Origin of the sequence: Terrabacter tumescens (genome assembly GCF_014646815.1) — a bacterium.
Lineage (GTDB): Bacteria > Actinomycetota > Actinomycetes > Actinomycetales > Dermatophilaceae > Terrabacter > Terrabacter tumescens.
Window position 1 is genome coordinate 479,701 of record NZ_BMNZ01000004.1, and the last position, 13,398, is coordinate 493,098.

12 protein-coding genes are annotated in these 13,398 nt (G+C 73.3%); 10 read left to right on the forward strand and 2 right to left on the reverse strand.

Annotated elements, in window-relative coordinates; translation table 11 throughout:
* The first annotated feature begins 227 nt into the window (after nt 1-227).
* A complete protein-coding gene (locus IEY30_RS12620) occupies nt 228-1,274 on the forward strand; it encodes an aggregation-promoting factor C-terminal-like domain-containing protein (RefSeq protein ID WP_030196632.1) in 1,047 nt (348 codons plus the stop codon).
* Between the two features lie 180 nt (nt 1,275-1,454).
* On the opposite strand, the gene coaA is transcribed toward IEY30_RS12620, so the two are convergent.
* Nucleotides 1,455-2,465 (reverse strand): type I pantothenate kinase, encoded by a 1,011-nt coding sequence (gene coaA / locus IEY30_RS12625; protein WP_081920415.1) that lies wholly within the window; start codon nt 2,463-2,465, stop codon nt 1,455-1,457.
* A 63-nt stretch (nt 2,466-2,528) separates the two neighbouring features.
* Here coaA and glmS point away from each other — a divergent pair, with 63 nt between their 5' ends.
* The 9 genes from glmS (at nt 2,529) to tsaD (ending at nt 11,714) form a co-directional block, all read left to right on the forward strand.
* Entirely contained in the window at nt 2,529-4,388 is a 1,860-nt protein-coding gene (gene glmS / locus IEY30_RS12630; protein WP_030196641.1) for a glutamine--fructose-6-phosphate transaminase (isomerizing), read from the forward strand.
* Nucleotide 4,389: 1 nt separating this feature from the next.
* Nucleotides 4,390-4,740, forward strand: a complete 351-nt coding sequence (locus IEY30_RS12635; RefSeq protein ID WP_030196644.1) for a holo-ACP synthase — start codon at nt 4,390-4,392, stop codon at nt 4,738-4,740.
* Nucleotides 4,740-6,317 (forward strand): bifunctional ADP-dependent NAD(P)H-hydrate dehydratase/NAD(P)H-hydrate epimerase, encoded by a 1,578-nt coding sequence (locus IEY30_RS12640; protein WP_030196647.1) that lies wholly within the window; start codon nt 4,740-4,742, stop codon nt 6,315-6,317. The genes IEY30_RS12635 and IEY30_RS12640 overlap by 1 nt, the downstream gene beginning before the upstream one ends.
* 71 nt (nt 6,318-6,388) lie before the next feature.
* Complete coding sequence (gene alr / locus IEY30_RS12645) at nt 6,389-7,612, forward strand: alanine racemase (RefSeq protein ID WP_030196649.1); 1,224 nt, start codon at nt 6,389-6,391, stop codon at nt 7,610-7,612.
* Nucleotides 7,609-8,859, forward strand: a complete 1,251-nt coding sequence (locus IEY30_RS12650; protein ID WP_043416509.1) for an alpha/beta fold hydrolase — start codon at nt 7,609-7,611, stop codon at nt 8,857-8,859. The genes alr and IEY30_RS12650 overlap by 4 nt, the downstream gene beginning before the upstream one ends.
* A gap of 3 nt (nt 8,860-8,862) precedes the next feature.
* Nucleotides 8,863-9,327: a tRNA (adenosine(37)-N6)-threonylcarbamoyltransferase complex ATPase subunit type 1 TsaE gene (gene tsaE, locus IEY30_RS12655; protein WP_030196655.1), complete on the forward strand. Its 465-nt coding sequence runs from the start codon at nt 8,863-8,865 to the stop codon at nt 9,325-9,327.
* Between the two features lie 136 nt (nt 9,328-9,463).
* Entirely contained in the window at nt 9,464-10,177 is a 714-nt protein-coding gene (tsaB, locus tag IEY30_RS12660; protein ID WP_030196657.1) for a tRNA (adenosine(37)-N6)-threonylcarbamoyltransferase complex dimerization subunit type 1 TsaB, read from the forward strand.
* The gene (rimI, locus tag IEY30_RS12665; RefSeq protein WP_030196664.1) at nt 10,174-10,671 is read left to right on the forward strand and encodes a ribosomal protein S18-alanine N-acetyltransferase; all 498 of its coding nucleotides are present in this window, start codon (nt 10,174-10,176) and stop codon (nt 10,669-10,671) included. The genes tsaB and rimI overlap by 4 nt, the downstream gene beginning before the upstream one ends.
* Nucleotides 10,668-11,714 (forward strand): tRNA (adenosine(37)-N6)-threonylcarbamoyltransferase complex transferase subunit TsaD, encoded by a 1,047-nt coding sequence (gene tsaD / locus IEY30_RS12670; RefSeq protein ID WP_030196666.1) that lies wholly within the window; start codon nt 10,668-10,670, stop codon nt 11,712-11,714. Before rimI ends, tsaD begins: the two co-directional genes overlap by 4 nt.
* Nucleotides 11,715-12,016: 302 nt before the next feature.
* On the opposite strand, the gene IEY30_RS12675 is transcribed toward tsaD, so the two are convergent.
* The gene (locus IEY30_RS12675; RefSeq protein WP_030196669.1) at nt 12,017-13,333 is read right to left on the reverse strand and encodes a glycoside hydrolase family 3 N-terminal domain-containing protein; all 1,317 of its coding nucleotides are present in this window, start codon (nt 13,331-13,333) and stop codon (nt 12,017-12,019) included.
* Between the last annotated feature and the right edge of the window lie 65 nt (nt 13,334-13,398).

Genomic DNA, 13,398 nt, shown 5'->3' on the forward strand with positions numbered 1-13,398 from the left:
GCCCGGTCGTCCGAGATGCGTCTGGGCGGTGGACACCGATTTGCTCCTGATCCGATCGGCTGGCACTGTGTCAGGTTGAAAGGTCTCGGAACGATAACGCTCACCGTGGGGTGTGAGCGCGATCGGCCGGGACCGTGTTCTCACGTCGGGCGCAGCCGTCGACGGGCGGTCGCCCGTACACTCTGCGCCGGGCAGCTCCCGACCCCAGGAAGGCGTGACGTCTGTTCATGGCACGGTATGAAGGCCGGCACCGCAACGCTCCGGCCCCCTCGACCGCTCCGCGCCCGAACCCCGCCACCTCTCCGGCGCGGTCCGGCTCGGCCCGGCGCGAGGAGGTCCCCGCAGTCCCTCGCAGCCCCCGTCCGGCGACGCGTCCGCAGGCCCGTCCGGTCACCCCGGGCGCGCGGCGTGCGTTCGACCCGACCCGCGCCATACCGGTCGTCCCATCGGCCGCCCACCGCGCCGAGCCCGCTGAGGCCGCCACGCCCGCTGAGCCGGCGCCGCGCACCGATCGGACGCACTCCGCAGACCGGACGCCCGCCTCCGCGCCGGCGCACCCCAGCCGCAGCAGCCGCCACACCAAGCAGACCTCCCGCAAGCGACACGTCGGTCGGCCGATCCTCGCCGGCGCCCTCGCCCTGGGTCTCGGCGCGTCGGGCTTCGCCTACGCCAAGGCCACCAACCTCATCGGCGCCGACGCGGCCGCGTTCGTCGTCGGCAGCGGTGTCGTCGCCCAGACCGACGAGCTGGCCCGCGCCTCGACGGTCGACACGACCTACCGCGCCGCCGCCTCCGTCTCGCGCAACGAGCGCCGCACCGCCATTGCCGCCACCGGGCTGCGCACGGCCAAGGAGCTCGAGGCGAAGAAGAAGCAGGAGGCCGCCAAGCAGGCCGAGCTGGCTCGCAAGGCCGCCGCCAAGGCAGCCCTCGCCAAGGAGCGCCAGCGCGCCATCGACAACGCCAAGGACGACCCCAAGTCGGCCGCCCGCGTCCTCATGGCCGACCACGGCTGGACGAGCGACGCGCAGTACAACTGCCTCGTCAACCTGTGGACCGGTGAGAGCGACTGGCGATGGTTCGCCGAGAACGCGAGCTCGGGCGCCTACGGCATCCCGCAGTCCCTGCCGGCGAGCAAGATGTCGCAGTTCGGTGCCGACTACCGCACCAACCCGCTGACCCAGATCAAGTGGGGGCTCTGGTACATCGAGATGTCCTACGGCAACCCGTGCAACGCCTGGTCGACGTGGCAGGCGCGCTCGCCGCACTGGTACTAGACCCTCGGGGGCTCACGGCCGTGGACGGCCTGCGCCCCCGAGTTCCCCCGAAACCACCCGCTCGGTTTGTCGGGCTCGCAGCCCGCCGTTTCGTATGCGTCGGGCTGGCCCACGAAAGGCTATGACCCCCTCGTACGGGGTTGTGAAAGAAGAATGCGGCCTGGCGGCCGGATTCTTCGTTCAGATCTTGCGCAGGCGCACCCGGCGCACCTCGTGGTTGTCGCCCTTGGACAGCACGAGGCTCGCGCGCGAGCGCGTCGGCAGGATGTTCTCGACGAGGTTCGGGCCGTTGATCTCGCGCCAGATCCGGTTGGCGGTCGCGACCGCCTCCTCGTCGGAGAGCACGGCGTAGCGGTGGAAGTACGAGTCCGGGTCGGAGAAGGCGGTCTCGCGCAGGCGCAGGAAGCGCTCGACGTACCACTTGCGCACGTCGTCGACCCATGCGTCGACGTAGACGGAGAAGTCGAAGAAGTCGCTGACGGCGAGCCCCGTGCCGCGCACGGGGTGCACCTGGGGAGCCTGCAGCACGTTGAGGCCCTCGACGATGAGCACGTCGGGCTGCCGCACGACGATGCGCTCGCCGGGGACGATGTCGTACGTCAGGTGGGAGTAAACGGGGGCCGTGACCTCCTCGCGCCCCGACTTGATCTCGGCGACGAAGCGCAGCAACGCGCGCCGGTCGTAGGACTCGGGGAAGCCCTTGCGCTGCAACAGTCCCCGGCTCTCGAGCTCGGCGTTGGGGAAGAGGAAGCCGTCGGTCGTCACGAGCGCGACCCGCGGGGTGTCGGGCCAGCGCGCCAGCATCTCGCGCAGGATGCGGGCGGTCGTCGACTTGCCGACGGCCACCGACCCCGCCACGCCGATGACGAAGGGCGTCTTGGCGGGACGCTCGCCGAGGAAGTCGCTCGTCACCTGGTGCAGCTGCCGCGTGGCCCCGACGTAGAAGTTGAGCAGGCGCGACAGCGGGAGGTAGACCTCCTCGACCTCGGTGAGGTCGACCCGGTCGCCGAGCCCGCGCAGGCGCGCGAGGTCGGCGTCGTCGAGGTTGAGCGGGTGGTTCTCGCGCAACCGGGACCACGCGGCCCGGTCGAACTCGACGTAGGGCGACGGGATCACCGTGCCGTTGGTGGCACTGCTCCCGTCGGAGCCGTTCTCGTCGATCTCGCTGGATGCCTGCGACACGCTGGACATTCTTGCGGACACCACGGCCGGGGGTGGCGTCGGGCCCTCAGGCGTTCCCCTAGGCTGGTCCTCATGTGTGGAATCGTGGGGTACGTCGGGCGGACCGATGACGGGACGGCGCTCGACGTCGTCATGGAGGGCCTGGCGCGCCTGGAGTACCGCGGCTACGACTCGGCCGGAGTGGCCCTGCTCGACGGGGACCACGTCGAGACCCGCAAGAAGTCGGGCAAGCTCGCCAACCTCGTGGCCGAGCTCGAGTCCGACCCGCTGCCGTCGTCGACGACCGGCATCGGCCACACCCGTTGGGCCACCCACGGAGGACCGACCGACCAGAACGCCCACCCGCACCGCGGCGGCAAGGACGGCAAGCTCGCCCTCATCCACAACGGGATCATCGAGAACTTCCACGCCCTGAAGCAGGGCCTGCTCGCCGACGGCGTCGAGTTCACGAGCGAGACCGACACCGAGGTCGTCGCGCACCTCGTCGCGGCGGCCTACGACCGCAAGCACGACCTGACGGCCGCAATGCGGGCCGTCGTCGCCGACCTCGAGGGTGCCTTCACGCTCCTCGCGATCCACGCCGACCAGCCCGGCGTCGTCGTCGGCGCCCGACGCAACAGCCCGCTCGTCGTCGGCCTCGGTGACGACGCCAACTACCTCGGCTCCGACGTCGCGGCCTTCATCGGACACACCCGCCACGCGCTCGAGCTCGCCCAGGACCAGATCGTCACGATCACGCCTGACGGCGCCTCCGTCATCAACTTCGACGGCACGCCCGCCGAGGGCAAGGCCTACGAGGTCACCTGGGACGCCGCAGCCGCCGAGAAGGGCGGCTACGCGACGTTCATGGAGAAGGAGATCCACGACCAGCCGCACGCCGTGGCCGACACGCTCCTCGGGCGCACCGACGCCGAGGGCCGGCTCGTCCTCGACGAGATGAGCATCTCCGAGGAGCAGCTCAATGCCGTCGACCGCATCACCATCGTCGCCTGCGGCACGGCCGCCTACGCCGGCATGGTCGCGAAGTACGCCATCGAGCACTGGACGCGCATCCCCGTCGAGGTCGCGCTCGCGCACGAGTTCCGCTACTGCGACCCGATCGTCAACGAGCGCACGCTCGTCGTCTCGATCAGCCAGTCCGGCGAGACGATGGACACCCTGATGGCCGTCAAGCACGCCCGCGAGCTCGGGGCCATCACGGTGTCGGTGTGCAACACGCACGGCTCGACGATCCCGCGCGAGTCCGACGCCGTGCTCTACACGCACGCAGGCCCCGAGATCGCCGTCGCCTCGACCAAGGCGTTCCTCGCCCAGATCACCGCCTGCTACGTGCTCGGGCTCTACCTCGCGCAGCTGCGCGGCGGCTCCTACGCCGACGACGCCCAGTCGGTCATGAAGGAGCTGGGCGGCGTCCCGGCCAAGATCGAGACCCTCCTCGGCCAGATGGGCCGGGTCAAGGAGATCGCGAAGTTCATGGCCGACACCCGCTCGGTCCTCTTCCTCGGTCGCCACGTCGGCTACCCGATCGCCATGGAGGGCGCGCTCAAGCTCAAGGAGCTCGCCTACATCCACGCCGAGGGCTTCGCCGCCGGCGAGCTCAAGCACGGCCCGATCGCGCTCATCGAGCCGGGCCAGCCGGTCTTCGTCGTCGTGCCGTCGCCGATGAGCGAGCACGGCCTGCACGGCAAGGTCGTCAGCAACATCCAGGAGATCCGCGCCCGCGGCGCCCGCACCCTCGTCATCGCCGAGGAGGGCGACGAGGCCGTGGTGCCGTTCGCCGACGAGGTCATCCGGGTGCCCGCGACCTCGCCGCTGCTCGCGCCGCTGCTCACGGTCGTGCCGCTGCAGGTGTTCGCCCTGTGGCTCTCGACGGCCAAGGGCCTCGACGTCGACCAGCCGCGCAACCTCGCCAAGTCGGTCACGGTCGAGTGACGTGATCGTCGGGGTCGGGATCGACGTCGTGGACATCGAGCGTTTCGAGGCGACCCTCGAGCGCACCCCGGCGCTGCGCGAGCGTCTCTTCACCGCCGACGAGCGCCACCTCGGCATCGCCTCCCTCGCGGCGCGGTTCGCCGCCAAGGAGGCGCTCGCCAAGTCGCTCGGCGCCCCGGTCGGGCTGCACTGGACCGACGCCCAGGTCGTGACCAACGACGACGGGCGCCCATCGCTCGAGATCGGCGGCACGGTGCTGGCCCGGGCCAACGACCTCGGCGTCGACTCCTTCCACCTGTCCCTGTCGCACGACGCGGGTGTCGCGTCGGCCGTCGTCATCGCGGAGGGCTGATGATCCGCGCACACTCCGTCGAGTCCGTCCGGGCCGCTGAAGCAGCCGCCATGGCGCAGCTGCCCGAGGGTGAGCTCATGTCGCGGGCCGCGCTCGGCCTCGCCGAGGTGGCCGCCGCGCGCCTCGCCGACACCGACGGCACCACCGTCGTCGGTCTCATCGGCGCCGGCGACAACGGCGGTGACACGTTGTATGCCGTCGCCCACCTCGCCGAGTCGGGTTTCGCCTGCGCCGTGGTGCTGGTCCCCGCGTCGGGTCGGGAGGGCGTGCACGCCGCCGGCCTGGCTGCCGCCGAGGCTGCCGGGGTCATGGTCCACGAGGCCGCCGGCGCCGCTGCGGCCGCCGCCGAGGTCGTGGCGGAGGCCGACGTCGTGCTCGACGGCATCGTCGGAATCGGTGGTCGTCCCGGGCTGCGTCCGGATGCCGCGCGACTCGTCGACGCCGTCGACGACGACGCGTGGGTCATCGCGGTCGACCTTGCCAGCGGGCTCGACCCGGCCGGCGAGGAGGGCGAGGACGACGCCGTCTGGGCCAACGAGACCGTCACGTTCGGCACGCCGAAGCCCGTGCACCTGCTCCCGGCGGGCGAGGCCGCCACCGGCCGCCTGACCGTCGTCGACATCGGCATCGACGTGGACGACGTGCCCCCAGCTGTCGAGCGCCTGACGTGGGACGACGTCGCAGGCCTCTGGCCCGTGCCCGGCAGCGGCGACGACAAGTACTCCCGCGGCGTCCTCGGCGTCGTGGCCGGCAGCGAGGCCTATCCCGGCGCCGCAGTGCTCACCACCACCTCGGCCGCCGAGGCCGGGGTCGGGATGCTCCGCTACGTCGGCACGCCGACCCCGGTCGGGCTCGTGCACCAGGCCGTCCCCGAGGCGGTCGTCGGTGACGGCCGCGTCCAGGCCTGGGTCGTCGGGCCCGGTCTCGACACGGACGCCGACGACTCCGACGCCCGCACCCAGCTCGACGCGGCGCGCGCAGCCCTGGCGAGCGACCTGCCCGTCGTCGTCGACGCCGGGGGACTGGCGCTCGTCGAGGGCCGGCGCGACGTGCCGACCGTCCTGACGCCGCACGCCGGTGAGCTCGCGCGCCTGCTGACCCGCCTCGAAGCCGCTGCGCAGGGGACCGATGACGCAACTTCGGCTGCTCCCGAGCCCGGCCCGAGCACAGATGACGCCCGAAGCTCCGTCAACCGTCCCGCCGAAGTCACCGCCGACGACGTCAAGGCCGACCGGCTCGGGCACGCCCGGCGCCTCGTCGCCCTGACCGGCGCCACGGTGCTCCTCAAGGGCGCGACGACGCTCGTCGTCACCGATGGTGAGCCCGTGCGCTCGCAGGCCGACGCGCCGCCGTGGCTCGCCACGGCCGGGGCCGGCGACGTGCTCTCCGGCGTCATCGGAGCCCTGCTCGCGGCCGGCCTGACGCCTCATGACGCCGCGTCCCTCGGAGCCATGGTCCACGGCGTCACGGCCGACCGGGTGTCCGGCGGCGGTCCGCTGCGGGCACTCGCGGTGGCACACGGCATACGCCCCACGGTGCGGGACCTGCTGGCCCGCGGACGGTCCGCCCCGAGCTGACCCGGCCCGCGGCGAAGCCCGCCGCCACGCCCCGTTCCCGGACAGCCCTGACGAACTGCGAGACTGCACGCATGAGCGAGATCGACGCCTCTGACGCCGACCGGACCGTGACGGACCCGTCCGGTGACGCTGCCGCGGGCAGCGCCGCGCCGCAGACCCACGGCCTGACCGTGTGGGCCGAGATCGACCTCGCCGCGCTGGAGTCCAACGTGCGTACCCTGCGCGCCCTCGCCCCGTCGTCGGAGCTCATGGCCGTGGTCAAGGCCGACGCCTACGGCCACGGGCTGCTGCAGGTCGCGCGCGCCGCGGTGCGCGGCGGAGCCACCTGGGTCGGCGTCGCCCAGTTCGGCGAGGCCTTCGCGCTGCGCGACGCGGGCCTGACGACACGGCTGCTGACCTGGCTCAGCGTCCCCGGCGCCGACTTCGCCGGCGCCGTCGAGCGCGACATCGACCTCTCCGCGTCGGCGCCCTGGGTGCTCGACGAGATCGCCGCGGCGGCGTCCTCGCTGGGGCGCACGGCGAGAGTGCACCTCAAGGCCGACACGGGCCTGGGCCGTGGGGGTGCCTACGGCGCCGACTGGACCACGCTCGTGCAGCACGCCCGGCGGCTCGAGGAGGGCGGTTCGGTCACCGTGGTGGGCCTCTGGACCCACTTCGCGCACGCCGACTCTCCCGAGCACCCCACCGTGCTGGCCCAGCAGGAGCGCTTCTTCGAGGCCGTCGCCGAGGCCGAGCAGGCCGGCATCCGGCCCGAGGTGCGCCACCTCGCCAACTCCGCCGCCACCCTCGTCCACCCCTCGGCGCACGCCGACCTCGTGCGCCCCGGCATCGCGATGTACGGCCTGACCCCGGTGCCGCAGGTCGAGGACGACTTCGGGCTGCGGCCCGTCATGACGCTCCGGGCCCGCCTCGCCCTCGTCAAGGCGCTCCCGGCCGGTCAGGGCATCAGCTACGGCCATGCCTATGTCCCCGACGTCGACACCGTCGTCGGGCTCGTGCCGGCGGGATATGCCGACGGCGTGCCGCGCAACGCGACCAACGTCGGACCGCTCCTCGTCGAGGGCCGCCGCACCACGATCGCCGGACGGGTCTGCATGGACCAGTTCGTCGTCGACCTCGGGCCCGGCTCGCAGGCGCGCGCAGGCGACGTCGTCACGCTCTTCGGCGGGGCGCCCGGCGAGCCCACGGCGCAGGACTGGGCCGACGCCACCGACACCATCAGCTACGAGATCGTCACGAGGCTCGGCGCCCGCGTGCCCCGGCTCTACGTGGGCGGGCCGGGGGAGGACGCATGAGCCCGCGTCGCAACCCCGTCATCGGCATCGCCGCAGCGACCCTCGGCGTGGCCGCCGGTGTCGCCGCGGGCATCGCCGCGGACCGGGCCGGCAAGCACCGGGCTGCCATGGAGGCCCTCGAGACCCCCGAGCTGCTCGACATCACGCCCGACGAGGAGCGTGTCGTCGTCACCGACGACGGCGTCCTGCTCCACGTCGAGGTCGACCGGCCTGCCCAGGCGGCCGCGCGCGAGGCCGCCGACGGCGCGACCCAGCACGATCGTCCGGAGGAGCTGCCCACCGTCGTGCTGACGCACGGCTACTGCCTCAGCCTGCGCTGCTGGGTCTACCAGCGGCGGGCCCTCAAGGACGCCGGCTACCGCGTCGTCAGCTGGGACCAGCGCGGCCACGGTCGCTCGGGCCGCGGCGAGAAGGACAGCTACACGATCGACCGTCTGGGCCACGACCTGCACACCGTCATCGACCAGGTCGTGCCCGAGGGTGACATCGTGCTCGTCGGGCACTCCATGGGCGGCATGACGATGCTCGCCCTCGGCGAGCACGACCCGGCGTTCGTCGTCGCCCGCGTCGTCGGCGCCGCCTTCGTCGCGACGAGCGCGGGGGGCCTCATGCTGGCCAACGGTGGCCGGGTGGCGACCCTCGGTCGCCTCATGCTCGAGCGACTCGGCCCGGGGGTGCTCGGCTCTCTGGCCCACCGGCCCGAGCTGTTCACCCGGGTCCGACGGGTGGCGCGGGACCTCGAGCACTTCATGGTGGAGCAGAACTCGTTCGCCTCGCCGGTGCCGCGCTCCGTCGTCCGCTACACCGCCGACATCCTGCTCAGCACGCCGCTCGACGTCGTCAACGACTACCTGCAGACGTTCGACGGCTTCGACAAGCGGCCTGCCCTGCTCGAGTTCCGCCACGCCGTCGTGCTCGTCTTCAACGGTCGCGACGACATCCTGACGCCGCCGTCGCACAGCGAGCTCATCGTCGAGGGCATCCCGGGCGCCGAGCACATCGTCGTCAACGACGCCGGGCACGTCATCATGCTCGAGCACCCCGACCTGCTCAACGCCCACCTCGTCCAGCTCGTCGACCAGGCGGCCCGCGCCCGGGCCGAGCAGATCGAGGTCGACAACCAGCCGCGCGTGCGCCGCATCGTCACCGACGTCGCCAAGAACCGCCGCCAGCGCCGCCTGCAGACGAAGGCCGCCGAGCTCGCCCGGGCGCGCCGCGGCAAGCGCAGCCGGCCCAAGGGAGCCTGACCCGTGGAGCGGCAGCTGCGGTGGGCGACCACCGAGGACACCCAGGACTTCGGCCGCCGGCTCGGCGCCCTGCTCCGCGGCGGCGACGTGCTCGTCCTCACCGGCGACCTCGGCGCCGGCAAGACGACGCTGACCCAGGGCATCGCCGAGGGGCTCGGGGTGCGCGGCCCGATCACCTCGCCGACGTTCGTCATCGCGCGCGTGCACCCGTCGCTCGTCGGCGGCCCGGCGCTCGTCCACGTCGACGCCTACCGGCTCGGCTCCGCGCTCGAGCTCGACGACCTCGACCTCGACGCCGACCTCGACGCCAGCGTGACCGTCGTCGAGTGGGGCGCCGGGCTCGCCGAGCAGCTGAGCGACGAGCGCCTCGAGCTCACCATCACCGGCGAGGACGTCCGCACGGCCCACCTCGTCGGGGTCGGGGAGCGCTGGGACGCCGTCCTCGACGCCGTCGCGCCCGAGAGCTGACGCCACCCGGCACGCTCGGCCACCCGTGTGGCCACGCACCCGGCCACGCGCGGACGTCGCTTCGGCTCGCGGCGGGGCACGCGGCATACGACCTCGGGTTCGGGGACCCCGCTCGTGCTCGGATAGCCTGACCGTCGTGCTCCTGCTCGCGATCGACACCTCCACGACCGCCATCACCGTCGGCCTGCACGACGGCGCCTCGGTCGTCGCGGAGGCCACGACCCTCGACGCCCGCGCGCACGCCGAGCACCTCGCGCCGAACATCCGCGCGGCCCTGGCCTCGGCCGGAGCCGAGCCCGGCGACGTCACGGACGTCGTCGTCGGCATCGGTCCCGGACCCTTCACCGGCCTGCGCGTCGGCATCGTCACCGGCCGCACCTTCGCCTTCGCGCTCGGCCTGCCGGTGCGCGGCCTGGCGAGCCTCGACGCCCTCGCCCACGAGGCCTGGCTGGAGGGGCGCCGCGGCGACCTGCTCGTCGCCACCGACGCCCGCCGCAAGGAGGTGTATGCCGCGACCTACAGCCTGGGGGACGAGCGCGCCTGCCGCGTCGGCGAGCCCGTCGTGTCGCGTGCCGCCGACCTGCCTGACGAGGTGCGCGGGCTGCCCACGGCGGGGCGCGGTCCGACGCTCTACGCCGACGTACTGCCCGACGCGGTCGGCCCGCGCGACGTCAGCGGGGGAGTCCTCGCCGACCTCGCGGCACGTCGGCTGCGGGAGTCGCCGGCCGGTCCTGCGGACGAGCTGCAGCTGGTCGACCCCGGCCACGGCTTCGACGGGCTCGAGCCGCTCTACCTCCGACGGCCGGATGCGGCGCCCGCCCCGCCGTCGAAGAAGTCGACGCTCGGATGACCGTGGCACAGCCAGAGGCCGCCGCTCCCGGAGAGGTCGTGCTGCGCGACCTCCAGTGGACCGACCTCGCGCACCTCGCCGAGCTCGAGCAGCAGCTCTTCGCCGACGACGCGTGGTCCGAGGCGACGTGGTGGACCGAGCTCGCCGGGCGACCGCGCCGCGACTACGTCGTCGCGACGACGCCCGACGGGACCATCGCCGGGTATGCCGGTCTCGACGTCGCGGGCGACGTGGCCGACGTCATGACCATCGCCACCGCACCCGGGCACCAGGGACGCGGCACCGGTCGCGTGCTCCTCACCGAGCTCGTGCGCCGCGCCGCCGCGCGAGGTGTCGAGGCGGTGCTCCTCGAGGTGCGGGCCGACAACGACGCCGCCCGGCGCCTCTACGACCGCGCCGGCTTCGAGGTCATCTCGGTCCGCCGGCGCTACTACCAACCCGGCGACGTGGACGCGCTCGTGATGCGCCTGCTCGTCACGAAGGGAGACGCATGAGCGACGAGCCCCTCGTCCTCGGCATCGAGACGTCCTGCGACGAGACCGGGGTCGGCATCGTCCGCGGGCAGACGCTCCTCGTCGACACGGTCGCGAGCAGCGTCGAGGAGCACGCACGCTTCGGCGGCGTCGTGCCCGAGGTCGCGAGCCGCGCCCACCTCGAGGCGATGGTCCCCACCATCGAGCGCGCCTGCCGGGAGGCCGGCGTGCAGCTGCGCGACCTCGACGCCATCTCCGTGACGTCCGGCCCCGGCCTGGCCGGCGCGCTCCTCGTCGGCGTCGCCTCGGCGAAGGCGCTCGCGCTCGCCCTCGGCAAGCCGATCTACGGCGTCAACCACCTCGCCTCGCACGTCGCCGTCGACATCGTCGAGCACGGCCCGCTGCCCGAGCCGACGATGGCGATGCTCGTCTCGGGCGGTCACTCCTCGCTCCTGCTCGTGCCCGACGTCACCAACGACGTGCGCTCGCTCGGCTCGACGATGGACGACGCCGCCGGCGAGGCCTTCGACAAGGTCGCGCGCGTCCTCGGACTGCCGTTCCCCGGTGGCCCGCACGTGGATCGCGCTGCGCGAGAGGGCAACCGGATCGCCATCGACTTCCCCCGCGGCCTCACGACCGGCCGCGACATGGAGCGGCACCGCTTCGACTTCTCCTTCTCCGGCCTCAAGACCGCCGTCGCCCGGTGGGTCGAGACCCGTCAGCGCGCCGGCGAGACCGTGCCCGTCGCCGACGTCGCGGCGAGCTTCCAGGAGGCCGTCGTCGACGTGCTGACCCGCAAGGCCCTGCTCGCCTGCAAGGAGCACGACGTCGAGCACCTGCTCATCGGCGGCGGCGTCGCGGCCAACTCCCGCCTGCGCGCGCTCGCCCAGGAGCGGTGCGACAAGGCCGGCGTGAACCTCCGCGTGCCCCGGCCGGGCCTGTGCACCGACAACGGGGCCATGGTGGCGGCGCTCGGGGCGCAGATGGTGGCCAAGGGGCGCGAGCCGAGCGACCTCGGACTTCCCACGGACTCGTCGATGCCGGTCACTCTCGTTCAGGCTTAGTTCCACACCTGCTTGGCTGGGCGCCCTTCGGGCGACCGGCCGCCCGCGCGGCGTGGAGCCTCAGCCGGCCGTCCCTGCCCACGCCCACGTCCGTATGCCGGCGGCCGGCTGCCGATGCCGCGCGGACGGCCGGTCACCCTCGTTCTCGACCCCACGCGCGGCTCTCGTCCTGGCTGGGTGAGTCCCGGCCACGACGTATGAGCAGGCCCCCGCGATCGTCTGGTGGCGCCTGGGAGGTCGGGGCGTCGGTGGGGGCTGGTGACTGTCATGTGTCCGGTTGCCGAGTGCAACCCTGCCGGTGGTCAGCGGCAGTGGGCGAGGCCCATGCGTAGCTTGAGGTCGACGACTCGGATGGCGGCGGTCTCCACCTGCTGGGCGAAGGCGGGGTTCGACTTCATCTTGCTGGTGATGGCGTCGTGCATGGCGGGGACGGTGCTCGGGCGGGCGGTCAGGGTGATGTCGCCGCCGGCCTGGATGAAGCGGGTGGCGCGCTCGCCGACGGGCACGGCGGCCACGGCCTTGGCCGCGCCCACGTCGTCGGTGATGACGACGCCGTCGTAGGAGAGCCGGTCGCGGAGCAGGTCGGTGACGATGGGCTTGGAGAAGACCGCGTTGGTGCCCGGGTCGATGCGGCTGTAGATCGCCGAGCCCACCATGACGAGCTCCACCCCGTCCTGGATGCCGGTGCGGAACGGCTCGAGGTACGGGTCGTCGACGGTCGTCGTGCGGTCGGTGATGCCGCGCGCAGTGACGTCCGTGTTGCCGGTGATCCGGCCGATGCCGGGGAAGTGCTTGACCGTGGCGGCCACCCCGCCGGCGCGCATGCCGGCGAGGAAGGCGCCCACCATCCGGGAGACGCGCTCGGGGTCGCTGGAGAACTGGCGGTCGTACTGGCCGATCGGTCCGTTGGCGCGACCGATCGAGGTCGGGACGGTGTCGGCGACCGGCGCGAGGTTGACGTTGATGCCCGCCGTGCGCAGCTGGTTGGCCCACCGTGTCGCGTCGGCGGTCAGCGCACCCGGCGAGCTCTGGTCCTGGACGCGGGCCGACGGCATACGGCTGAAGCCGTCGCCGCGCAGCTGCTGCACGGCCCCACCCTCCTGGTCGGCGGCGACGAGCAGCCCGAGGCCCGCGGTGTCCTCGGCCGACGCGAGGGAGGACAGGTGCCGCGTCGTCCGGCGGACGCTGTCGGAGCCGCCGGTCCAGCCGCCGAGCAGGATGACGCCGCCGAGGTGGCGTCGCGCCACGAGGGCGTCGAGGCTGGTACGGCTCGCGCCGTTGTCGAGCCCGACCATGAGCAGCTGCCCGGCGCGCTCGCCGGCGTCCATGCGCGCGACGAGGTCCGGCGCGCACGAGGAGGGTGTCGTCGGCGGCTTCGTCGTGGTGGCCGAGCTCGGGGTCGAAGGGGTGCCGCTGCTCGTCGAGGTGCTCGTCGAGGTGCTCGCCCCGGTGGTGGGGACGGTGGAGGTGGCTGTCGGGGGTTGCGCCGTGGTCCCGGGGGCCGAGGGCCCGGCGGCCGGTGGGGTCGTCGAGCACGCGGCGAGTGCCGTCACGGCAGCCGCGAGCACCGTCCAGCTCGGCGTGGACGGGCGGCGGCGTCGGGTCGGGCTCTGGCGCATCGTTCGAGCCTATCCCCGACGGGTCCGAGCGCCCTGCGCCGTGGTGCGAGCCGGTGCGCGCGGGG

Excerpts from the sequence above, each read along its gene's own strand:
- IEY30_RS12620 (WP_030196632.1), top strand. The coding sequence starts at position 228 with ATGGCACGGTATGAAGGCCGGCACCGCAACGCTCCGGCCCCCTCGACC.
- coaA (WP_081920415.1), bottom strand. The coding sequence starts at position 2,465 with ATGTCCAGCGTGTCGCAGGCATCCAGCGAGATCGACGAGAACGGCTCC.
- glmS (WP_030196641.1), top strand. The coding sequence starts at position 2,529 with ATGTGTGGAATCGTGGGGTACGTCGGGCGGACCGATGACGGGACGGCG.
- IEY30_RS12640 (WP_030196647.1), top strand. The coding sequence starts at position 4,740 with ATGATCCGCGCACACTCCGTCGAGTCCGTCCGGGCCGCTGAAGCAGCC.
- alr (WP_030196649.1), top strand. The coding sequence starts at position 6,389 with ATGAGCGAGATCGACGCCTCTGACGCCGACCGGACCGTGACGGACCCG.
- IEY30_RS12650 (WP_043416509.1), top strand. The coding sequence starts at position 7,609 with ATGAGCCCGCGTCGCAACCCCGTCATCGGCATCGCCGCAGCGACCCTC.
- rimI (WP_030196664.1), top strand. The coding sequence starts at position 10,174 with ATGACCGTGGCACAGCCAGAGGCCGCCGCTCCCGGAGAGGTCGTGCTG.
- tsaD (WP_030196666.1), top strand. The coding sequence starts at position 10,668 with ATGAGCGACGAGCCCCTCGTCCTCGGCATCGAGACGTCCTGCGACGAG.
- IEY30_RS12675 (WP_030196669.1), bottom strand. The coding sequence starts at position 13,333 with ATGCGCCAGAGCCCGACCCGACGCCGCCGCCCGTCCACGCCGAGCTGG.